Origin of the sequence: Mucilaginibacter sp. PAMC 26640 (assembly GCA_001596135.1) — a bacterium.
Classification (GTDB): domain Bacteria; phylum Bacteroidota; class Bacteroidia; order Sphingobacteriales; family Sphingobacteriaceae; genus Mucilaginibacter.
In genome coordinates this window covers 2,220,065-2,240,574 of the sequence record CP014773.1, presented here as the reverse complement: position 1 = coordinate 2,240,574, position 20,510 = coordinate 2,220,065, and the positions used below count along the sequence as shown (strand labels likewise).

The 20,510-nt window shown below is 43.1% G+C and carries 21 protein-coding genes, 1 tRNA gene and 1 pseudogene; 7 read left to right on the top strand and 16 right to left on the bottom strand.

Annotation, left to right across the window (positions count from 1 at the left end; translation table 11 throughout):
- Positions 1-175 precede the first annotated feature (175 nt).
- A complete protein-coding gene (locus tag A0256_09710; protein AMR31676.1) occupies positions 176-1,171 on the top strand; it encodes a LacI family transcriptional regulator in 996 nt (331 codons plus the stop codon).
- Between the two features lie 27 nt (positions 1,172-1,198).
- Here the strand turns inward: A0256_09710 and A0256_09705 are convergent, their stop codons facing one another.
- From A0256_09705 to A0256_09695, 3 genes are read right to left on the bottom strand one after another with little or no spacing between them, the layout of a single operon-like run.
- Entirely contained in the window at positions 1,199-1,894 is a 696-nt protein-coding gene (locus tag A0256_09705; GenBank protein ID AMR31675.1) for a hypothetical protein, read from the bottom strand.
- Between the two features lie 23 nt (positions 1,895-1,917).
- Positions 1,918-3,168 carry a hypothetical protein gene (locus A0256_09700; GenBank protein AMR31674.1) on the bottom strand — a complete coding sequence of 417 codons (1,251 nt, stop codon included), beginning with the start codon at positions 3,166-3,168 and terminating at the stop codon, positions 1,918-1,920.
- The gene (locus A0256_09695) at positions 3,165-3,842 is read right to left on the bottom strand and encodes a DNA-binding response regulator (GenBank protein ID AMR31673.1); all 678 of its coding nucleotides are present in this window, start codon (positions 3,840-3,842) and stop codon (positions 3,165-3,167) included. Before A0256_09695 ends, A0256_09700 begins: the two co-directional genes overlap by 4 nt.
- A gap of 185 nt (positions 3,843-4,027) precedes the next feature.
- Here A0256_09695 and A0256_09690 point away from each other — a divergent pair, with 185 nt between their 5' ends.
- Together A0256_09690 and A0256_09685 are read left to right on the top strand one after the other, a co-directional pair.
- Positions 4,028-4,705: a Ni,Fe-hydrogenase I cytochrome b subunit gene (locus tag A0256_09690; GenBank protein AMR31672.1), complete on the top strand. Its 678-nt coding sequence runs from the start codon at positions 4,028-4,030 to the stop codon at positions 4,703-4,705.
- Between the two features lie 7 nt (positions 4,706-4,712).
- Entirely contained in the window at positions 4,713-5,003 is a 291-nt protein-coding gene (locus A0256_09685) for a hypothetical protein (GenBank protein AMR31671.1), read from the top strand.
- Positions 5,004-5,138: 135 nt separating this feature from the next.
- On the opposite strand, the gene A0256_09680 is transcribed toward A0256_09685, so the two are convergent.
- The 6 genes and pseudogenes from A0256_09680 to A0256_09655 all read right to left on the bottom strand — a co-directional run bounded on the left by A0256_09680 (position 5,139) and on the right by A0256_09655 (position 9,489).
- Positions 5,139-6,362: a hypothetical protein gene (locus A0256_09680; protein AMR31670.1), complete on the bottom strand. Its 1,224-nt coding sequence runs from the start codon at positions 6,360-6,362 to the stop codon at positions 5,139-5,141.
- A gap of 15 nt (positions 6,363-6,377) precedes the next feature.
- Positions 6,378-6,596, bottom strand: coding sequence for a hypothetical protein (locus A0256_09675; GenBank protein AMR34500.1), 219 nt, complete (start codon positions 6,594-6,596; stop codon positions 6,378-6,380).
- 10 nt (positions 6,597-6,606) lie between these two features.
- Complete coding sequence (locus A0256_09670) at positions 6,607-7,539, bottom strand: thiamine biosynthesis protein ApbE (GenBank protein AMR34499.1); 933 nt, start codon at positions 7,537-7,539, stop codon at positions 6,607-6,609.
- Between the two features lie 4 nt (positions 7,540-7,543).
- Positions 7,544-7,983, bottom strand: a pseudogene (locus A0256_09665) (thiol-disulfide isomerase).
- 9 nt (positions 7,984-7,992) lie between these two features.
- Positions 7,993-8,421 (bottom strand): (2Fe-2S)-binding protein, encoded by a 429-nt coding sequence (locus A0256_09660; protein ID AMR31669.1) that lies wholly within the window; start codon positions 8,419-8,421, stop codon positions 7,993-7,995.
- 303 nt (positions 8,422-8,724) lie between these two features.
- Positions 8,725-9,489 (bottom strand): type I methionyl aminopeptidase, encoded by a 765-nt coding sequence (locus A0256_09655; GenBank protein ID AMR31668.1) that lies wholly within the window; start codon positions 9,487-9,489, stop codon positions 8,725-8,727.
- A 280-nt stretch (positions 9,490-9,769) separates the two neighbouring features.
- Here A0256_09655 and A0256_09650 point away from each other — a divergent pair, with 280 nt between their 5' ends.
- A complete protein-coding gene (locus A0256_09650; GenBank protein ID AMR31667.1) occupies positions 9,770-11,104 on the top strand; it encodes a histidine kinase in 1,335 nt (444 codons plus the stop codon).
- A 131-nt stretch (positions 11,105-11,235) separates the two neighbouring features.
- Here the strand turns inward: A0256_09650 and A0256_09645 are convergent, their stop codons facing one another.
- The 3 genes from A0256_09645 to A0256_09635 are packed head-to-tail and all read right to left on the bottom strand — an operon-like array spanning position 11,236 to position 13,151.
- Positions 11,236-11,637, bottom strand: a complete 402-nt coding sequence (locus A0256_09645) for a hypothetical protein (GenBank protein AMR31666.1) — start codon at positions 11,635-11,637, stop codon at positions 11,236-11,238.
- 17 nt (positions 11,638-11,654) lie between these two features.
- On the bottom strand, positions 11,655-12,488 hold the full coding sequence (locus tag A0256_09640; GenBank protein ID AMR31665.1) for a permease: 834 nt from the start codon (positions 12,486-12,488) through the stop codon (positions 11,655-11,657).
- Between the two features lie 12 nt (positions 12,489-12,500).
- Positions 12,501-13,151, bottom strand: a complete 651-nt coding sequence (locus A0256_09635; protein AMR31664.1) for a transcriptional regulator — start codon at positions 13,149-13,151, stop codon at positions 12,501-12,503.
- A 259-nt stretch (positions 13,152-13,410) separates the two neighbouring features.
- Between A0256_09635 and A0256_09630 the strand changes: the two genes are divergently transcribed.
- On the top strand, positions 13,411-13,914 hold the full coding sequence (locus A0256_09630; protein AMR34498.1) for an ATPase: 504 nt from the start codon (positions 13,411-13,413) through the stop codon (positions 13,912-13,914).
- A 228-nt stretch (positions 13,915-14,142) separates the two neighbouring features.
- Here the strand turns inward: A0256_09630 and A0256_09625 are convergent, their stop codons facing one another.
- A complete protein-coding gene (locus tag A0256_09625; protein ID AMR31663.1) occupies positions 14,143-15,057 on the bottom strand; it encodes a sugar kinase in 915 nt (304 codons plus the stop codon).
- A gap of 146 nt (positions 15,058-15,203) precedes the next feature.
- Here A0256_09625 and A0256_09620 point away from each other — a divergent pair.
- A tRNA-Asn gene (locus A0256_09620) sits at positions 15,204-15,280 on the top strand.
- A 349-nt stretch (positions 15,281-15,629) separates the two neighbouring features.
- Complete coding sequence (locus A0256_09615) at positions 15,630-15,845, top strand: hypothetical protein (protein AMR31662.1); 216 nt, start codon at positions 15,630-15,632, stop codon at positions 15,843-15,845.
- 36 nt (positions 15,846-15,881) lie between these two features.
- On the opposite strand, the gene A0256_09610 is transcribed toward A0256_09615, so the two are convergent.
- The 3 genes from A0256_09610 to A0256_09600 all read right to left on the bottom strand — a co-directional run bounded on the left by A0256_09610 (position 15,882) and on the right by A0256_09600 (position 19,977).
- Positions 15,882-16,187, bottom strand: a complete 306-nt coding sequence (locus A0256_09610) for a hypothetical protein (protein ID AMR31661.1) — start codon at positions 16,185-16,187, stop codon at positions 15,882-15,884.
- Between the two features lie 4 nt (positions 16,188-16,191).
- Complete coding sequence (locus tag A0256_09605) at positions 16,192-16,731, bottom strand: hypothetical protein (GenBank protein ID AMR31660.1); 540 nt, start codon at positions 16,729-16,731, stop codon at positions 16,192-16,194.
- Positions 16,732-17,025: 294 nt separating this feature from the next.
- Positions 17,026-19,977 carry a glycosyl hydrolase gene (locus A0256_09600; protein ID AMR31659.1) on the bottom strand — a complete coding sequence of 984 codons (2,952 nt, stop codon included), beginning with the start codon at positions 19,975-19,977 and terminating at the stop codon, positions 17,026-17,028.
- Positions 19,978-20,510: the final 533 nt, after the last annotated feature.

The window sequence follows — 20,510 nt, the reverse complement described above, 5'->3', positions numbered from 1 at the left end:
TTGATGGAATTGCTGGGCCGGGTTGGGAATTCTCATTAGGATTACACGATATTAATGAGTAAATGGCTGTTAACCATAGATAAGGGTATAAATAACTACGCAAACGTTGCCAAACGTTTAAAGCCGTTTTAAAAACTTTAATGTTAGTTTTGAAAGTACATCTATCCCGGTAATCATGTTTAAAGCTGCTACTATCAAAGATATCGCCCTTGCATTATCCGTATCGCCGTCTACTGTTTCGAGGGCATTGCGTGACAGCCATGAAATTGGAGCAAAAACCAAGAAGACGATTCTGGATTATGCCACTAAAATAAACTATCATTCTAACCCAATAGCACTTAGTTTGCGCAATAAACAGAGTTATTCCATAGGGGTGATGGTGGCGGATGTAGCAAACAGCTTTTTTGCTCAAACAATAAACGGCATCGAATCGGTTGCCTACAAAAACGGCTACAACATCATCATTTCGCAAAGCCATGATTCATACGAGCGTGAATTGGTCAATATAGAGCACCTGGCTAACAGATCTGTAGATGGTTTACTGATATCAATGTCTGCACAAACCACAGATTACAGCCACATTGCAGATCTGCATCATAAGGGCCTGCCCATTGTTTTTTTTGACCGCATTGTAGATACTATCGATACCTATAAAGTCACTACGGATAACTTTAAAGCATCTTACGATGCAACCAATCTGCTCCTGAGTAAAGGGTACGGCAGGATAGCTCACCTGGCTAACGCTCCGCATTTATCAATCACCATTGAAAGGTTAAACGGCTATAAAAAAGCACTGCAAGAACACGGCGTTGAACTTAATGAAGACCTGGTGAGTTACTGCCACGCCGGCGGCAGGGATAAGCAGGAGGTTGAAGCCGAAATAAAAAAGCTTTTAAACTACCAGCCAGATGCGATGTTTATTGCCAGCGACAGGTTAAGTACGGCCAGCTTACGAGCTTTTAAAAAACTTCCGGCCCATTTAAACCTACCCATTATAGGTTTCTCCAATTCTGATGTGATAGACCTTTTGCACCCGCAAATTTCCATTGTGAGGCAACGCGCTTTTGAAATGGGCGAAATAGCTGCAGAGATGCTCATCAAAATAATTACCAGCAAATTCCCGATAGAGGACTTTGAAACCAGGTTGTTAGATGCAGAACTGCAATGGTAAAATATTAAAAACCGGGCAGGGCTACATTTATGGTGTTTGCACGCCAAACAAATGACCCACCAAGGCCGACATCCCCATTGCAAACGTTCCCCAAATACAAATGCGGACAATTGATTTAAGCATACCCGAGCCACCCGCGCTGGATGCGACTGCACCTGAAAAAGCTAAAAATAAAATAGAGAACCCGTACTGGTAGTAGATCATTTCTTTTACCGGGGCAAAAAAAGACACAAGCACCGGCAGCGCGCCTCCCACAGTAAAGGCAAGCGCAGACGTCAGCGCCGCAGTAAGCGGCTGGGCCTGGGTAAATTCGTTAATCCCCAACTCATCCCGCGCGTGAGCTTCTAAGGCATCGTGCGCTGTTAGCTGTACGGCAACCTCCTTCGCCAGTTCCTCTGTCAGGCCCCTGCCTTCGTAAATTTTGGCCAGTTCCTCCAGTTCAGATTCAGGCATGGTAGCTAGTTCCAGTTTTTCTCTTTCCAGATCGGAAGCTTCTACATCCGCTTGTGAACTAACAGAAACGTACTCCCCCGCAGCCATGGATAAGGCACCCGCTACTACGCCGGCAATGGCGGCAAGCACAATTGGGTTCCTGGTTTGGCTGGCCGCGGCAATACCTATTGCAAGGCTGGTGGTAGAAAGGATGCCGTCATTAGCACCCAATACGGCTGCACGCAGCCAGCCGCTTCTGGTAATAAAATGTTTTTCGGTTTGCGTATGCATATCTTTGAGTAAAATAAACCTGTTTAAAATTGAATAATAAAGGTGTGAAGTCCATCGGTGTATTTATACGCCAGTTTCCATCCGTAAGAATGGCAGATATTTTTAACAATGGTTAAACCCAGCCCCACCCCTTCTGAACTATTACCTTTTTGAAAACGATCAAAAATCTTTTCGCCGTCGAGCGCAGTTGCCGTTCCCTGGTTCTGAAAAATGAGCTGTCCGCTGTTCAGATAGATATTCAACCTCCCCCCGTTGACATTATGCCTCACCGCATTACTGAACAAATTGTTCAGCAAGATATCTACCAGGTATCTGCTGGCTTGCACCTCTTTATTTGCTAGCGAAACATTTATGATGATGACTTTAGAGGCGAATAATTCCTGAAACTGCTTTAGCTTTTCGTTTACAAGCTGTTCCAGATCTAATCGCTCGATATCAGCAATTTGGTCGTTTTCTATTTTAACCAGCAACAGCAGCGATTGACTAAGCCTTGCCAATTTACCCGCAGCACTGTAAATATCAGTAATCTGTTCAAATTGCTCTTGTTGCAGCGTTTCGTCCTGTATCAGCGTATCCAGTTTAGCGGTAATAACCGAGAGCGGCGTCATCATCTCGTGCGATGCGTTCTCGGTAAATTGCTTGAGATTTTGATAATCGCTTGCAACGCGGTTCGTCATGATATAAACAGCGTTATCCAGTTCTTTAAATTCGTCGACTTTTGTGTTGCCGCCTAAAAATTTAGCAGGCGCTTCTATGTTGAAAGCTTTTAACTGACCTAGGGTTTTATAGAAGGGCTGCCACAAGCCGTTGAGCAGGTATCTGTTGGTTAAAAATAAAATCAGGAAAAGCCCGAGCATCAGTGCCAATGTGATCATTGCGATGATCTGCACAAAATTCTCTGTTCCCTCTTTAGATATAATGATGGTAAACCTGTACAAATCGCCTTTGAACAGCACACTGCCTTCTACTGCCCTGCCCGACCGGTTACTTACTAATTTTGTTTTAATATAAACCGTATCGTAAAACCTGGTAGGCAGGGGCTTGCCGTTTACTTTATAAAACCGGGTTTGGTCTTCATCAAAATCTGCCTCTTTGGGTAACCTTTGGTTGGCATCGATATAGCCTAAAACCTCCGATACTTCTTCTGATAGATGATCATCCAGTAATTTGGTAGCAATCTGGTTAATGGCAAAATAATAGATTATTGCACCGAAAACTAAAACGGAAAGCGTGGCGATAATATTTACCCTGTTATAATGAGCTGCCAGTTTCATCTATCGGTAAACTTATATCCAATGCCATAAACCGATTTCAGATAATCGTTAGTCGTAAGATCGAGAATTTTCTTGCGAAGATTTTTTACATGAGAGTACAAAAAATCGAAGTTGTCATGCATATCCATTTCATCGCCCCAAAGGTGTTCTGCAATGGCAGTTTTAGCCACCACCTTGCCTTTGTTGGCAATAAGGTACAATAACATATCGTATTCCTTCCGGGTTAATACCATTTCAGTACCATTTATGGTAACCGTACGCCCATTAAGATCGATAGCAATTTCGTTAAAAACAAGTTTGTTATTACTGTTGCTGGCTTTCCGCCGAAATACCGCGAAAATACGCGCCTTTAACTCGGCCAGGTGAAATGGTTTCACCAGGTAATCATCCGCGCCAATATCCAATCCTTTTATCCTGTCGTCTAACGAGTTCCTGGCAGAAATGATAATCACTGCTTCACTTCGCATTTCATCCTTAAGGTAACGCAGTAGTGTAAAGCCCTCACCATCCGGCAAGCCAATATCCAATAAAACAAAGTCATAGCTATAACTGGCCAGTTTAGCCGTAGCTGCTGCCAGGTTGCCGCAGCTTTCGCAAACGTTGTTGTCACCGCTTAAATAGCTGAGCATATTATCGCGCAGGCCTTGTTCATCTTCAACTATAAGTATCTTCACAGTGCTTTAAATTTACGCGTTTAAAAAGCATACATTTATCTTTAATAAAAGTAACGCTAGTTACCCAATTAATCTGAATACAATCTGTATTCAAACTTTAAACACGCATAATAACATTAACCCAGGCTTAATTCAGTTTTACTTCAGTATTGGCTACTACTTTTAATATTTAAACTTTATACCCTATGGCTATTATCGAACCTATCAGGCATGATGTGCAGCAGCCCTCAAAGATTAAACGATTTTCATCGCCGCTACGCTTATGGCATTGGATAAATTTAATTGGAATAAGCGGATCGCTGATTACCGTTGCTATTAATGCAACCATTACAGACGACCACACCACCGCTGAGCTAATGAAAACCGAATTTGAAAAATCGGGAGCTAAGTTAAGCGACGAGCAAACAAGGTCTGTAGCTCATGTTTTAAGCGATAGTGTATGGGGAATACATATTTATTTTGGCTATGCACTTGCAGCCTTGCTTCTTTTTAGACTGGTACTGGAGTTTTTTCAATTAGCCGATCAAAAGTTTATCCGAAAAATAAATACGGCTTACCATCAGTATAAAACCATTAAAAAAGAGCGCGAACTGGCAAGGCATGAACTTACCGTAAAAGCTATCTACTCGGTATTTTATGTGCTGCTTATTATCATGGTTATTACTGGTTTGTTCCTTGCTTTTGAGGACGCTTTTGCCGCTTATAAATCTATCAGGCATGCTGTAAAAGAAGTTCATGGATTTTGCATGTATCTGATCATTGCATTTATTTTGGTACATATAGCAGGCGTGTTAATGGCCGAACGCAAAGAAGGCAAAGGCATCGTATCAGACATGATCAACGGTGGCCGAAACGAAAATTAATCGTGTGATGGATAGACAATCGCAAACTTTCAGGTCGTCCAGGTCTAAATTAACCAGTAAACAAATAGCCCATAGCAGGATCATTGCATTAATTGTAGAAATAATTAATGATACGAAGGAGACCGCTGATGCAGAATTTCTCTGGTCAGCACTTTCTCAAAAAGGCTTCAAAATGAGTATCAGCTCTTTTTACAACCGGCTTAAAGAGGCTGTAGATGCAGGATTGATCGAGAAGATACATATCATAAGTAATAAGTTTGCTTACAGGGCTTTACCCTCACAGACTTTAAGAGGCTAACTTTGCTGAAGTATTTAACATAAAAAACCTTGAACACCTATTGCAAAACCTTAAAAAATTATACCAATCAATTCCTCTAGAAAAATAAAAAAGCGGAGCTGGTTGAGCCCCGCTTTTCCTCATCCTATTGGTATCTTATTTAAATTTCATCGCCAGCGTTACAATATTTGAATTTAAACCTGTGGATCGCATATAATGCCCGGCACGCAGCTCCAGCGAACTAAAGTGTTCTGATCCAAACACACCATTTGGAGGCGACAACCTGATATTTGCTCCTACAAAATTGCTATGCAGGCTGGAGAGGTCATAATCGCTTGTGTAAAATTGTGCGTTAGGATTATGCTGGCCATATGGCGCAAAATACCGGGTACCAACCTGGGTATTGTAACGGTAAAACGGACTAACAGAGACAAAGGAGGTCAGTTTCACCGGGATTTCTATTTCGGCGGTATGGGCACGTATTCCCCAGTTGTCCATATAATACCTGTAAAAGGTGCGGATGATAAAATGGTCATCTAAAAAGTAGTTAAATCTTAAACCGATAGGCAATTTGTAGCGGTTATCCGGCAGGTTTTCTACCCGTGCAGATCCGTCTGTAAAATAATCGCGCTGATATTTGGTAGCCAGCAACCCGTGCTGGTAAGATGGCTCTACAATTAAAGCGGCCTGCAGCCTGCTGGTAAGCACCTGCGATAGCGAAAACGATGTACTGAAGGAGTTACGAGGCTTGTAGTCTACCGGGCGATTATCATCCTTTTCAGAACCCGATCCGTAACCGGGCGGGCGTAGTTCAACCGGCAGGATAACTTTCCAGGTATCTAAAAAAACATTAGCTTTAAAATCAAACTGCGTGTTTTTATTTTTCGATAATCGGGTTAGGTTAATTCCGCCCCCGAATGACTGGTAATCAAACTCATGCGAGTAAGAAGCAGTGACACCAAATGCATTGCCGGTTTTATCGTTAGATATTGTCCAGTTGAGAGAGGGGTATATACGGGTATCCTGCATTGACGCAGAAGATAGGCTGTAGGGATCTATCTTATCTGATGATGCCGAGGTGTAATGATCTACGCCCAACTCGAAATTGAAGGTATGCTTTTTGCCGGTTTTGCTATAACGGGACATCTGCAGATCGAGCGTATTGGCAAAATCGGTTAGTTTTTCGGTACCGATACCACCCGTTACAGCCGAGTTGTTACCATCCTGGTGATAATAGGCAGATACGAAGTTGATCTCATCGATTTTAAGCTTTCTCGACTCATAATTGGTAGAGTCTTTTGCTGGTTGCGGTTTGGTTTGTGCGTGTGACGATAAGATACCCAAATAAAGGGCAAGCACACCTAAATATATTTTTCTCATTTAGATATCCTAAAATTAATTACACCCGCAGCCACCGCCGCTTTTACCACCATTAGCACCAGAACCACCTTCGCGGTATAGCTGGAAACTTTGCTCGAACTTTTGAGATTTACGGGCAGTCAGATCCATTTCTGAATCGTTTAAACGGTTTTTTTGGTAAGGCTTAACCGCTGTACAGGATGCAAGGCCAAGCAGCCCGGCTACGCCAAGCATCAGAAAAAACTTAGGGGGCATTTTTTTCATTTTATTTAATATTGATATTTTTTGATGTATATATTTTACTATCGTCGGTTACAATTACGCAGGCTACATTTTGCAGCTGGTTTATCAGATTGAGCCCTACGTAGGCTCCCATAACGGTGACGGGGGTAGCCATGGCATCCGCAAATTCAGCGCTTGGGCTAACAATGCTTACGCTTTTTATGCCGCTTACCGGCAGGCCGGTTTTTGGATCGATGGTATGAGAATATTTTTTCCCTCCAATGATCACATATTTGGCATAGTTACCAGATGTGGCAACCGCCATGTTACTTATGTTTAAGGTAGATAGCGGTGTATTTTCCTGGTCCGGATCGGCAATTGCGATAGTCCAGGGCTTACCATTTGGCCGTGTTCCCCAGGTAATCAGGTCCCCGGCAGCATTTACAATGCCACTTTTCACCCCATTATGCTGTAATATAACTTTTGCCTTATCCGCTGCATAGCCCTTACCTATTCCGCCAAAGCCTATGCGCATGCCGGCTTCCTTTAAAAACACCGTTGTGTTTTCGCTATCAAGCACTACGTTTTTATAATTGATGAGCCTAACAGATGCTTGTGCTGTTTCAGCATCGGGCAAGGATTTCATATTCAGGTCGAAATTCCAGAGACTTTTATCTATGGAACCATAGGTGATATCAAATGCGCCTTGCGTAAGTTCGGAGATCTTTAGTGAGCGGGCAATCAGATCAAACACTTCCCGGTCCACCTTAACCGGGGCAACCCCTGCGTTTGCATTTACCTGATTGGTTTGGCTATCATCACTAAAGGTGGTTAATAAGTGCTCTATCCTGTTTATCTCGGCAACTGCCAAATCTATCAGTTCATTTGCCCGAATACGATCATCAGCAACAACGCTTATTTCAAAGCGGTTGCCCATCAGTTTTAGTACCCGTTTGTGAACTGTTTCAGCAGTCATGGTTTCAACGGGCTGCATTTGTACGCTGCGCAATTTGATCAACAAAATTTTGAGGCGTTACATTTGGGAAACCGTCCCATTTTTTTAAAACCTTTCCATTTTCATCAACCAGCAAAGTAAGCGGGAATTCACCATCAGGATTGTATTTATCTGCAAGTTCCTCGTTCCGCTTTACCTGATCCTTTGGTAATTGATTTTTCTTTTGACGGGGAAAATCAGCGCGGACCAACAGCAAGTGATCGGTAGCGTATCTTCAAAGGCTTTTGTCTCCAATATCTCTTTGCGGGTACGGATGCAGGGCCCGCACCAGTCGCTGCCAGAAAAATTGATGACAATTAGTTTATGCGTTTGCTTTGCTGCTGCCTGTGCGGAATTGAAATCTCCAGACCATTGAATGGCAGGGACTGTAAACAACGATAAAAATATGACAAATAAAAGTTTCATGATTTTATTTTATGAGTAAATACGTAATGATGTGCCCGATAGGTTTGTGCTGTAAACCGCCAGCGACCTGCTGGTTGGCCCCCCGGTAACAATTCCTTTTTCCGTAAAGGTAGCACCGTGATTGTTGCAATAAAAACGTGTGGCTCCAGCCTGGTAAACCAACGGATAGTTTGCATGCGTACAGGATTCCTGTACCGCCATAAAATTACCCGCCGCGTTACGGGCCACCAAAACACCATGCGATATTAAATAACCTCCGTTTGCGGTTAAAGCGGCATTGGCCGAAGCGCTAAGGTCCAATGTAAAATCAACGCCGACAGGTGCCACTGTAGCAGTTCCGTTTGAAGAGCCGGAGCCTTTGCCACAGCCCAGGCAGCTTAATACCGCCAATGATGCCGCGCCTACACCCATTGATGCAAAAAATTCTTTTCTGTCCATTTTTCAGTTATTATTAATTAACACGTTAAATTATTACTGACAATCAGGGATCGCAGCCTAGTCACGGCAGAAAACAATGTTGTATCGACTAATATAAAATTCGCTTTTGATATACAACAATATTAGCAGGCAAATCTGTGCCCAGTATGAAAAATAGGTGTTTTAACATATTTTAACAAAAAAATGATGGAGTAGCGTGGCTATTGAAAAGCATGCAACTTGCCATTGAGCATAGCGGGCTGCCATGCCCATTGGCAAGTTTAAAGTGGATGGACTGTTGGAAGCCCGGATGGGCAATGCTAATTAATCCCAGATGCCATTTTGTGCAGTAAATATTACCGGTTGGCCGCCGGTTACCATAATGGTGTGTTCGTGCTGGGCAACAAAACCACCTTTATTGCCGGTCAGTGTCCACCCGTCTGCTTGGGTTTCGGCAATGGTAGACCGGGTTGAAATAAAGGTCTCTATCGCTACAACCGAATTTTTCCTGAATCGTTCTGTATTATACCTGTCGCAATAATTAGCTATTTCATGTGGCTTTTCGTGCAAGCTTCGGCCAACACCGTGCCCGGTTAGGTTTTTTATAACCGTGTAGCCCGCTTTTTTTGCTTCCGTTTCTATCAGTTTGCCGATATCCGAGATCCGGACACCACCTTTAATGTTGCTGATTGCTTTTTGCAGAATTTCTTTGGAGGCGGCTACTAATTTGCCATGGCCGTGCAGGTCTTCGCCCAGTACAAATGAGCCGCCATTATCTGCCCAGTAGCCATTCAGCTCTGCCGATACATCAATGTTTACCAGGTCGCCCTCCTGCAGTATCGTGTTAGCTGAAGGCAGGCCGTGGGCCACTTCATTATTTATACTGATACAAGTATGCCCCGGGAAATTATAGGTAAGCTTTGGAGCCGACCGTGCACCCATTTCAGTCAGCAATTTACCGCCGTATTCGTCAAGTTCCCTGGTTGAAATGCCCGGTTTGGCAAACTCGCGCATCTTTTTGAGTGTTATGGCAACGGCATCACTAGCCTCCTGCATTCCGGCTCTTTCGCTTTCGGTGGTTATAGACATTGTAGAAGTATTAGCTCTGGCAAAATTAAAAAATAAAAAATTAACCACGCCTGATTAGTGGCGTTGACCAAAAACATACTGGCTACCAGTGAGTTGAGAAAAATTAGATATCAAAACCAACCACAAAATCAGTAATGAATGCATTAAACAGAATGTTTACATGGCGCTATAGCGGAAATTACTTACAAGAAAATTAATGGGTAGGTTCTACGTTTATTCGGTCACAGCAACCTGATTTGTTTATAAATTAAATTATTAATTTTAGAGGCTGCTACTACCTATGATAAAAAAAATCAATTCCCTTTGGCTTAAGCTGATAGGATGTTCTTCAGATTTCCCATTAGAAAGCAGAATATTCCACTCCATTAGTATCGGTTTAAGTATTCTTGCTGCTTTTTATGTTCCATATAACTTTTTTGCCGGCATCTATGTAGCCTCTTTTTCCAGCTTGCTCTTTAGTTTGTTTTTTTTGTACGAGTACTATAAATCCCGTTATCAAAACAAACCGCACAGTAGTTTTTTATTTGGGGTGATCGGCATAATTATTTTTTCCATTAATTATTTCGCCAATTCCGGCATCAATGGTTCAACAGATATCATCTGGCCCGCATACCTGTTACTGTTATTTGCTATCTCCCCTTACCGGCAGCACCTGGTTTGGTTAATTGTCTATATCATAAGTTTCCTGGCTTTGCACCTTGTGGCCTACTATCACCCTGACATAGTGAAGCACCCCTTCGCTGCCGGTGCAGGCGAACTAATTGACAGGATCACGGCGTTCCCGCTGCCGGTGATTACCATGTATATCGTTATCAAGTACATCCGTAAAAATTATGATAAAGAACGAATAGCTACAGAAGAAAAAGCAATGGCTATTAAAGTACAAAATCAGCATATACTACAGCAAAAAGAGCAGCTGGAAAAGAGCGACATCGAAAAAAACAAGTTGATGTCTATCATATCGCATGATATGCGCACGCCGCTGATTAACATACAAAGTTACCTGGAGCTGCTAAACGAAAATGAACTGGAGAGCCCGCAACGCCTTAAGATTGAGCAGGAATTGCTTAGGGCTACCAATAGCACTATGGAAATGCTTACCAATTTATTACAATGGTCTAAAACGCAAATGGAGGGACCTGCTATCAATTTGGTAAAGGCAAACCTGCTCGATCTGATAAAAAGCACATTGGAAATGGGCAAGATGCAGGCTCATAAAAAATCTATTGCCTTGAATTATCATATTGACCCGGCGTTGCAAGTAATTGCAGATATCAATATGCTGCAATTGGTGATTCGCAACCTGGTTAGCAACGCAATTAAATTCACGCCGAATGGCGGCAATATTCATGTGGATGCCCAACTATTGCAGTATGAGTGTAAGATAACCGTTAGCGATAACGGCCAGGGCATACACCCGGGCAAGAAGGATAAAATATTTACTATTAATACCGAACCCGGCTACGGCACCAACAATGAAAAAGGTGTAGGCCTTGGGTTGCTGCTATGCAAGGAATTTATAGAACGCCAGGGCGGACGGATAAACTTTGAAAGCGTACATGGCCAGGGAAGCAGCTTTTTTGTTTTTATACCTGCGGAAGCAGGTGCTGATTGATGGCTTTATTTGCTGGCATAATTTCGCAGTTTGATTTCGTTAGTTTTTGTATCTGGCACTGAAATTCATTGTGATCAATAGCCGGTAGCGGATTTAATAACGATTTTCAATGCCCTTGGGGCAGCAAGAGCCTATATTTTCAGTCCACCGAAAATACTTAACATCATCACTGTTAATACAATGGTTGTAATCACGATATACATTTTATCTTTTTCCATTATAAAGCCAATCAGCGAAAAAAAGATCCGCAAAATTGGCGTTGCAATAAGTACAACCACGCCTAATTCAATCACTCCTTTGGCCTGCATATTTTTCACGCCTGTAATAATTTGGCCGAAGGAAGTGTAACCACCGCTGACACCAATAAAATGGTGATAGGCAGGTAATGGCATTTGCCCGGACTGGGCAAGATAGATCAATCCACCAAAAAGAACGATCAGGCTCGCAGTCACCACTCCGTATCTTAACTGCAGGCCTATAAATTGTTCGATATCCTGATCGGCAAAAAAATGTTTTGAAATTAGCTTTTTCATTGTAAAAGAATTGGGTATTAAAATTGGTGATTATAGCCGTTATAAATCATCTCTATTGCCACAAAAGAGATAGCTATGCAAAACAGGTATTTCAAATATTTGGGGTCTATGCGGGTCAATAATTTCGACCCTGTGAATGCGCCACCCAATACACCCAGCACAACCGGGAAAGCAATTCCGGCATCCATATAGCCGCGTTGCAGATATACAACTGCACTTGCTGCGGCCGTTACGCCAATCATGAAGTTGCTTGTGGTAGTACTGACTTTGAACGGAATCCGCATGGTTGAATCCATAGCCAAAACCTTGAGCGCGCCAGACCCGATACCCAGCAAGCCCGACATTACGCCCGCCAGCGTCATGATAGAAAAGCCGGCCCCCACATTTTTTAACTGGTAGCTAACCACACCATCTTTAGTAGGATAACTGCTATTTAACTTTAGTTTTAAAGACAGTGCACTGCCGGTTACCAGAGCTTCCTGGTTTTTTTTACGGATAGTCATGGCGGCCGAAAAAAGCAGAATGACCCCGAAAAGTATAGCAATGGTATTGGTGGGCGTATAAACGGCAATTACCGCACCACCAACCGCACCAATTGTAGTTGCTATCTCCAGGAACATACCCAGGCGGATATTGGTGATGCCTTCCTTTACGTAGGCGCTGGCTGCACCTGATGAATTAGCAATGGAAGCCAGCAATGCCGCGCCAATGGCGTACCGGATGTCTACATGAAAAACCAGCGTTAGTAATGGAATCACTACTACGCCACCACCCAAGCCGGTAAGCGAACCAACCAGCCCGGCCAAATATACCCCTGCCAGTAGTATTAATGTAAATGTGAGAATTGTCATGATTGGATTGTGTTAGTAATTATTAGCTAAAATATTCCGGATGATTTCCTGCGCCTGTTTTTTCCGCTTCGCTTTTACCGCCCGTAAAAGATCTTGGTGCAGATGGTGGCTCATGGCAAAATGCCCAATTCCCATCTCTTCACGTTGAGAAAAGAAGGTCCGGATGGTATGCGTGAAATTCTGGTATAAAGCAACCAGCACCTTATTATTGGATGCGTGAGCCATAGCCATATGAAAAGCTACATCAGCATTGGTGCAGGCTTGCCTGTCTTCATCTGCAATAGCCTGCTTACGTAATGCCAGCTGATTTGCCATCTCATCCAGGTGGGCCGGTGTATGGTTTTCCACTGCCAGTTTTACAATTTCTTCTTCCAGCAATATCCGCACAACGTTGATCTCCTCAAAATCGGCTATCCGTAAACGATCGGCTATATTTTCTTCAGGTAGTGTTTCGTTCACAAATGTCCCCGCCCCCTGTTGCACTTTTAAAATCCCGGCATTAACGAGGCTCTTAACCGCTTCACGGACAGATGAACGGCCAACCTTGTAAACTTTCATCAACTCAGGTTCAGCAGGTATTTTTTCGCCGCTTTTATATTTCCCTCCGGCAATATCCTGCCTTAGCTTCGCAGCAACCTGGTCTGATAATTTTTGATTCGTCATTATGTTATTGTTGATACAAACATACGATGTTTATTTTAAACATCAGATGTTTGAGGGATTTTTTTAAGGTTTTTCAACAGTCGTATGACTTACAATATTTAATTGACCCAAAATAAATTCAGAATACTTTAACAAACAGCCAGTTGCGTATATTTGTAAGCGGATTTTGATAAACCCAGATCGATAGAAAGGGCGACGTCAATTCCGTGCAATGCAGCCAATAACAGGCGGCTATAATGCGCTAAAAGCATTGAAGAAAATGAGCAATAATCTATTTTTCGAGTTTTCTGTCAACAAGAAAAACAACACCATTCGCGTGATTCGCGAGTTTAATGGTGACCCGGCACTGGTATGGAAGGCATGGACAACTGCCGAATTGCTGGACCAATGGTGGGGACCAGAACCCTGCCGTGTGGAAACCAAAACAATGGATTTCCGCCCGGGGGGCTATTGGCATTATGCCATGATTGTACCGGATGTGGGCACGTTTTGGAGTAGGGTAAACTACGTGGCTATTGAAACTGAAACATCCTTTTCGGCTATCGATGGCTTTTGTGACGAAAATGGAAGCATGAGTCCGAACTTTGCCCAAAACTTGTGGAACGGCACGTTCACCACAAAAGGCAATAAGGTGAAGGTAGACTTGCTATACACCTTCGATACCCTTGCTGACCTTGAAAAAACTTTAGCTATGAATTTTGAAGAAGGCTTTACCAAAGATCTGCACCAGCTGGATGAATTGTTGCTGACCTTGAAAAACTGAGTGCTTGCGCCTGTAAAAAGCGCCGAGGGTTCTTAGAAAGCTATAGAACCGTCTTTGGAATCATGCCTGCCAGATTGATTGAAAAATAACAGTTTAGCATCCCCGGGCGGGGATAACTAGTTAACAATGCTGGTTCCGCAGTATTATTATGATCCTGTTGAGAAATAAAAAAGGCGCAAAGTTCGGGATGAAATCCGCTTTGCGCCTTTAGTAATTGATAATGCCCTTTTAAATTTCGAAAGAAGAAAGCTGAACAAACTGCTGTATGCGCGCCGCTACTTCTTCGGCAGTAAGATTTTTAATTTTTTCGGTGCCAAATTTCTCTACGCAGAACGACGCCAGTGCCGAACCGAATATGATGGCGTTTTTCATGTTGTTGAAATTGATAGTGCCTACTTTTGCCATATAGCCGATAAAGCCACCTGCAAAGGTATCCCCCGCACCGGTCGGGTCGAAAACCTCTGCCAACGGTAAAGCAGGGGCCGAGAAGATATGGTCCTCATGAAAAAGCAGCGCACCATGCTCACCTTTTTTTATGATCAAATATTTTGGACCCATCGCCAGGATCTTGGCGGCAGCCTTCACCAGCGAATACTCTCCTGAAAGCTGGCGTGCTTCGGCATCGTTAATGGTTAATACATCCACCATTTTAATGGTTTCCAACAAATCGTCCAGTGCAATATCCATCCAGAAGTTCATCGTATCCATTACGATTAGTTTTGGGCGGTTTTTAAGGCGTCTGATAACCGTTTGCTGCACCTGTGGGGTTAGATTACCCAGCATGAGGTATTCGCAGTCCTGGTAGCTCTCAGGGATCACAGGATCAAAATCGGCTAGCACGTTTAAATCGGTAACAAGCGTATCACGCGTGTTCATATCATTATGATACTTACCACTCCAAAAGAAGGATTTTTCACCTTTCTTAATCTGCAGTCCTTCGGTATCGATTTTATGCGCATTTAAATCGGCAATCTCTTCGGCAGGGAAGTCATCACCCACTACAGCCACGATTTTTACCTTGTCATAAAAGTAAGAAGCGGCCAATCCGGCATAGGTTGCAGCCCCTCCAACGATTTTTTCTGTTTTTCCGAAGGGGGTTTCAATTGCGTCAAACGCCACAGTACCAATAACTAACAAACTCATGTAAAAATATTTTTAATTTTTTTTTCGCAAATATTGTGAAATTACCTCAATAATCATACTTTTGCACCACTCCAAACGGAAAAAACGCCAACAATTTGCATCAGCAAGTTAGCGGCAGACAAAAAGCAAGGAGTAAATAACCAGATTCCTGAGTAGCTCAGCTGGTTAGAGCATCTGACTGTTAATCAGAGGGTCCCTGGTTCGAGTCCAGGCTCAGGAGCAAAAGGGTAAGCACATTTTAATGGTCGCTTACCCTTTTTTGTTGCCGTAAAATAGGCTTTTTGATGCAATTACGCATGTTTTTGTCATCCTGATAGAAATTTCTCCCTGCTAAAACAAGTGTAAATTTATACTGAAGCTACAAGAGAAAGGTAGAACGTTGCGATCGTTAGCTGGTGTTGCTTACTTCTTTTCATCGCCGCTAGCATGCGTACGTAGCCTGTGCCCCTTGTCTATTATAGCATGGAACTGCATCGGCGCCAAATTATCTTTTTGGGCATTCCCTCCGGGCCGGGCTATCCGTTTATACTGCGCAGGCATTAGCCACAAGGCCGGTATCCACTCCTATCCCTATGCCGAAGCTGCACATATCTTCTAAAAGTTGCGGGTATCTGCATACCGATTACTTTGCATACTGGCACACCAGCGGGGACGCTGGCGGCAGCGATCTCTTGCGGGAGCGGGGGGCTACTTTGCAAGTGCTTAGACACGAGTACGCCCCGCGCTTGGCTTACGCTGCAACCCGCGCCAGTAGGCGCCAGGCTGTGAGTCTTGTAGTCGTTAAATAAGCTCACTTTTTTAGGTGTTCGAAATTCCCAACATTTTTATAAAATCAATTTCTCCAGTTTCACAAGAGCTTCTCTTACTCTGTTATTTAATTCGTTTTCATTTATGTTGATAGGATCATCAATATCGTATAATTCATCCGGGACATAATCACTCACATCCAAAAATAAAACATCTAGGATCTTACCTATATCCTTATCAAAACGACCTTCGAGCCAATATTTATCCTCCCTTCTTGTTTTAATAAACATATTTTCAAAATCGGCGCCGGTAATAGCTTTATCTATAAATTGACGGGACAGAATAACATATTTTTCTACTGATTTTTTGTCTATTAATTTCATAAGCCTACCATAAAAATCCTCTAGTTAATATTGATTGCACTTGTTCCGGGCTTAATCTAGCACCAGTGATGAATTGTCCTGCTCTACTTGAAACTACGTTTAAACCGGATTCGACATTCAAATAGAAGTTTACTAGATTATTCCCATTACGATAAGCACCCTGAATAAGTTGCGTACCCTCAGCATTTATATGTTGATTGATTGCAGCACTGAACTCGCTAGCCGCCCCTCTACCGTAATTGCTTAATACCCCAAAATCTCCGGCATGCTTGAATTTAGATTGTAAAACTTTCGATGTAAAATTCAATACTTGGCTACTTGCAGGTGATTCTAAAGCTATACCTTCAGCAATAGCGGCTTTTCTTCCCACCCCATTAATCAAAAAGTTACCTGCGGATTCTCCTGCAGTCAAGCCACCACCCATTACCATTGTAGCTAGCATGGCAGTACCTTGGGCCATAGCTAAACCACGACTATTTCCATTCACACCATTCTGGAAAGCAGCCCAGGTTTGCTCATATGGCGCTTGCTGAGCTTGATTCATCTGAATACCCCAATCATTTTGGCTATAGCCAAAATAATATTGGTATCCTGTATTGGGTCTTTAGAGTTTGGCCGCTGGCGTCTACTGCATTTGCTCCATATTTCGTTCGTGCATCAGCTGTGCTGTGAACACTTTCATCCCAAAAGGGCGTATTGTCACCAACGCCAGCTAATTGAACCCAGTCAAACATTCCATCAACATCTATTTCAACAGTTAACGCCAATAATTAGACTTAGAACGCTGGTTGCTCTGCATTACCCGAATCGTTTAAATGCCTTTTTTTGCCCCAATCGTTTATTTTGTTGCCGTAAAAAGCCTGACCGGGCCAATTAATCCAGACTCAAGCGGAGGAGTGTTCACATTCAACATGTCAAACCGAAAGCTTTCGTGAGTCTTAGTTAATCTTTTTTCTTTCGGAAGGCTGAGATCATGAACCACCCGGTTTGCCCATAAATTGATGATATCAATTTGTAATACATTGCCCTTCTGTTTTAATGCATCAGTAATATCAACACGCCAGGGGGCGCACCATAAAACACCTAAATCTTTTCCGTTAACGCGTACCACCGCCACATTTTTCACTTCACCAAGATCAAGAAATATTCTTTTATCTTTTTCTGATAAACTTTCAGCTGCGGCAGCTTCCAGATCAAAAGTTTTGCTGTAGGTTGCCAAACCCGAGTAGTGTTTAATCCCTTCTTCCCGGCGTTTAGTCCAGCTGACCAACTCAGGGAAGGTAGTCTTCGACGAGCCACCCCAGGTAGGGTCAAATGATACGTTCCACGGCCCAACCAAAGTACTCAGTTGAACCAATTGCGGAAAGTTATGTGCGGCAGTACCATTAGAATGACCAGATTTCCGAAACACGATAAAATAAGAACCGAATGGGTCAAGGTCCAACGGCATCGTTGTTTCATCGTTTGTTTGCTTGTAAGCCGTTGCGTTGGTCTTTTTACCAGTTAATGCATCCCATATTTCGGGCTGTTTACCGGCAATTCTAAAAGTAAAGTCGTGTGTTTGTTTTTTATTAGTCCGGTTGATTACGAAATAAATTTCCGTCTCACCATCCTGACGATGGATATAATTAAACTGATCTGCATCTTCAGCTTGGCCAGTAAAGGTCATGTCTGGTATTACACCATCAGCTTTTAAGATCTCTCTCTCCGTTTTCCCCCAAATTACACGGCCTTTACCTAATCTGCGCTCTGTTCGTGTTTTACCGTCAAGGTCGCCCCAAATTTCTGTGGCAATTTTTCTAACCTCCGCATCAGTTACCGGGTGACCGTTAAGCTCCCCGGCATTTTCAGGAGGTGCGCCAACCACTGTAGCCCCCATATAAATTAAGCTTCTTATTTTCCTGATTACAGGCAATGACATTTCTCTGGAAGGAATTGGCGAAACCTTTAGCCCCTGATACCGCCCAACCTCGGCCGCAATTTCCGGCGTTGGGGAAACACAATTTTGTAAAACAAACAGTTTGTAAACCATTCCTCCGGCCAATACAATACGCCCGTTCCTTACGGTCATCCTGTTAAGAAGCACATCCGGGTTAATGTAATCGCAGTCATAGCCGGCACCAAGTGTCGGTATACTGTATTTGGGGGGTGCCAAAAGCGGCGGTCTTTCTCCCAGATAGTAGCACACATCTGCAAAAAAGTTTCCTTGCTGAAGCATGTACTGGCAACGATTGAGGTAGTTGAAAAAGGCAGACGATTGTTCCCACCAGGTAATATTTGGAGAAAAATGAGTTCCGGCACAATACTCATAGCCCGGCTTGCCGTCAGACGGGGGCTGGCTGGTTGCAGAATGTAGCATTAAGCGATTGATACCTTCAACAAAGGCATCATTGGCGTAAGGTTTTAAATCAGATGGGCCAAGTGTCCAATGGGTGGCATCTTTTTCCTGTTCTGTAAAAGCTTCGGCTTCCGCTTGTTTTTTACCATACACATGCGCTGCGGTAGCAGTCTGCTTCAGATTAAGTCTCGAATTTCGGTTTTTATTGTATCCGCCCGGCGCATTTCGATGTCCGTTTACCCAAAATTCGCCGGCTAATATATCACTGGTACTAAAATTCTTTAAAACATCTTGTGGAGGGATATCATTGGGCCCGCCCGCTTCGTTACCAACTTTCATTCCATATTGATGGCATAAGTAGGCAAAATGTCCATAGCAATTCTCAGCGATACAATCCTGAATCGTCCTATCAAAATCCTCCCGGAAACGTGCAGTGATTGCAGAATCGACAACAGTGTACCCTGCTAAAACCGGCAAGAAAGGTTTCAGGTCATAACCACGGAATTTCTTGAACTGATTGGGAAAATCCTGCGTCCAGGTTAGTTTACCGCATTCCCAACTGTCGCTCCACAGATAGTCGATTTTCCCTCCTGCCTTTTTTGCCTCTTCAATAACGGTTTTACCTAAATAGTTAAAGTAATTGTCCAATGCAGCTTTACTTAGATAGTCGATCTCATAACCTTCGCCGCCTTTAAACGTGTCACCATCCGGGTACGCTTTCCATTTGCTCCAGGGATGGCCCGTTAGCGTATAACCGCTTCTTAAGATCACCCATTTTCCGGGTGGTACAGTCCAGTTCAAAACGCCATTAGGATTTAAATGCGATGAAATATCTATGACCATTTTTAGATCAACGATTTTATCAGTGGCTGGCAATGGATAGGCCTGAACGGTAATATCATGATAATACCCCTCAATCTGCTCAGGCTGCGGCAGCGCTCCGGAAAATTTTGTCCCGCCATTAACGGTAAGCTCTGCTGTTACAATTTTTTTCATGGCATCGTCCTGCGTAACAGAAGGACCCATTAACGTCCATCCTCCTGCCAGGTTGAAACCAAATTCCAGATGCAGCCTTTTTGCTTCACGAATAGCATGTCTGAAAAGCGTCCGCCACTCTTTACCTAAAAAGTCAACTCCCAGTAATGGTTCCTTACCGCCATAGCCACCGTTGCAGATCAGGTTCACGCCACTAATACCCTTCGCTCTGAATTCTTCGAGATCTCTGGTGATGCCTTCTTTTGTAACCCGGTTGTATATCCAAAACCAATAGACCCTTGATCTGGCAGAATCCGGCGGAGATTGGAACCGCGTCAATAGTGTGTCGGCGACTGGCGGGTTATTTTTAAATCGAGCATTGCGTAGCTGTGCCTGGCTAATATTTGGGGAGGTTAAACCCAATAGCACTAATAACGCTATTAACAAAATGTGTCGATTGGAATTTGCCTGGTTCATAATTTTATCTAGTAAAGATATTAGTTTGTAATGCATTTGATCAATTGAATCTGTTATGCATTACGTGGGTATAAGTACCAAATTGAAATTGAAAGAATTTAACTGATAAAATTGGCTGAGTAGCGGCAAATGATTGGCCCTTTCCAATAAAGGGCGGGCGGATAAGGGAATCAGGTAAAACCATATCTGCTATAAAGCGTTGCACATAGCAACCACCTTTACCAGCCTTTGGCTAATTGTTGATGATAAGGTGTAAAAATTCAGCTCAATATAGCTGCTGCTACCTTACCAAACAGAAATTTAGGGACGTTGGCGTTTTTAAATCGATACTGAACGCTATCGTGCAAAAGGCAATACGGTTTCAGCTTTACTGAAGGTCAAGAGTTATAATTTCAAATCGTAGGCCTCGGAGAACACGATGTAAATATAACGCTGTGCTAACTGATGCCGTCCCTGCTAACAATGAGGACCGGTTCGTTCTTTCAATCTCTGCAAAATGCAGGCATAATCATCCAATCAAGTTTAGAAACAAT

Coding starts and splice junctions, on each gene's coding strand:
- A0256_09615 (AMR31662.1), top strand. CDS start 15,630: ATGCCGAAGCTGCACATATCTTCTAAAAGTTGCGGGTATCTGCATACC.
- A0256_09640 (AMR31665.1), bottom strand. CDS start 12,488: ATGACAATTCTCACATTTACATTAATACTACTGGCAGGGGTATATTTG.
- A0256_09675 (AMR34500.1), bottom strand. CDS start 6,596: ATGCCCCCTAAGTTTTTTCTGATGCTTGGCGTAGCCGGGCTGCTTGGC.
- A0256_09700 (AMR31674.1), bottom strand. CDS start 3,168: ATGAAACTGGCAGCTCATTATAACAGGGTAAATATTATCGCCACGCTT.
- A0256_09655 (AMR31668.1), bottom strand. CDS start 9,489: ATGTCTATAACCACCGAAAGCGAAAGAGCCGGAATGCAGGAGGCTAGT.
- A0256_09630 (AMR34498.1), top strand. CDS start 13,411: ATGAGCAATAATCTATTTTTCGAGTTTTCTGTCAACAAGAAAAACAAC.
- A0256_09670 (AMR34499.1), bottom strand. CDS start 7,539: ATGACTGCTGAAACAGTTCACAAACGGGTACTAAAACTGATGGGCAAC.
- A0256_09680 (AMR31670.1), bottom strand. CDS start 6,362: ATGAGAAAAATATATTTAGGTGTGCTTGCCCTTTATTTGGGTATCTTA.
- A0256_09660 (AMR31669.1), bottom strand. CDS start 8,421: ATGGACAGAAAAGAATTTTTTGCATCAATGGGTGTAGGCGCGGCATCA.
- A0256_09625 (AMR31663.1), bottom strand. CDS start 15,057: ATGAGTTTGTTAGTTATTGGTACTGTGGCGTTTGACGCAATTGAAACC.
- A0256_09645 (AMR31666.1), bottom strand. CDS start 11,637: ATGAAAAAGCTAATTTCAAAACATTTTTTTGCCGATCAGGATATCGAA.
- A0256_09635 (AMR31664.1), bottom strand. CDS start 13,151: ATGACGAATCAAAAATTATCAGACCAGGTTGCTGCGAAGCTAAGGCAG.
- A0256_09685 (AMR31671.1), top strand. CDS start 4,713: ATGGATAGACAATCGCAAACTTTCAGGTCGTCCAGGTCTAAATTAACC.
- A0256_09610 (AMR31661.1), bottom strand. CDS start 16,187: ATGAAATTAATAGACAAAAAATCAGTAGAAAAATATGTTATTCTGTCC.
- A0256_09650 (AMR31667.1), top strand. CDS start 9,770: ATGATAAAAAAAATCAATTCCCTTTGGCTTAAGCTGATAGGATGTTCT.
- A0256_09705 (AMR31675.1), bottom strand. CDS start 1,894: ATGCATACGCAAACCGAAAAACATTTTATTACCAGAAGCGGCTGGCTG.
- A0256_09605 (AMR31660.1), bottom strand. CDS start 16,731: ATGAATCAAGCTCAGCAAGCGCCATATGAGCAAACCTGGGCTGCTTTC.
- A0256_09690 (AMR31672.1), top strand. CDS start 4,028: ATGGCTATTATCGAACCTATCAGGCATGATGTGCAGCAGCCCTCAAAG.
- A0256_09710 (AMR31676.1), top strand. CDS start 176: ATGTTTAAAGCTGCTACTATCAAAGATATCGCCCTTGCATTATCCGTA.
- A0256_09600 (AMR31659.1), bottom strand. CDS start 19,977: ATGAACCAGGCAAATTCCAATCGACACATTTTGTTAATAGCGTTATTA.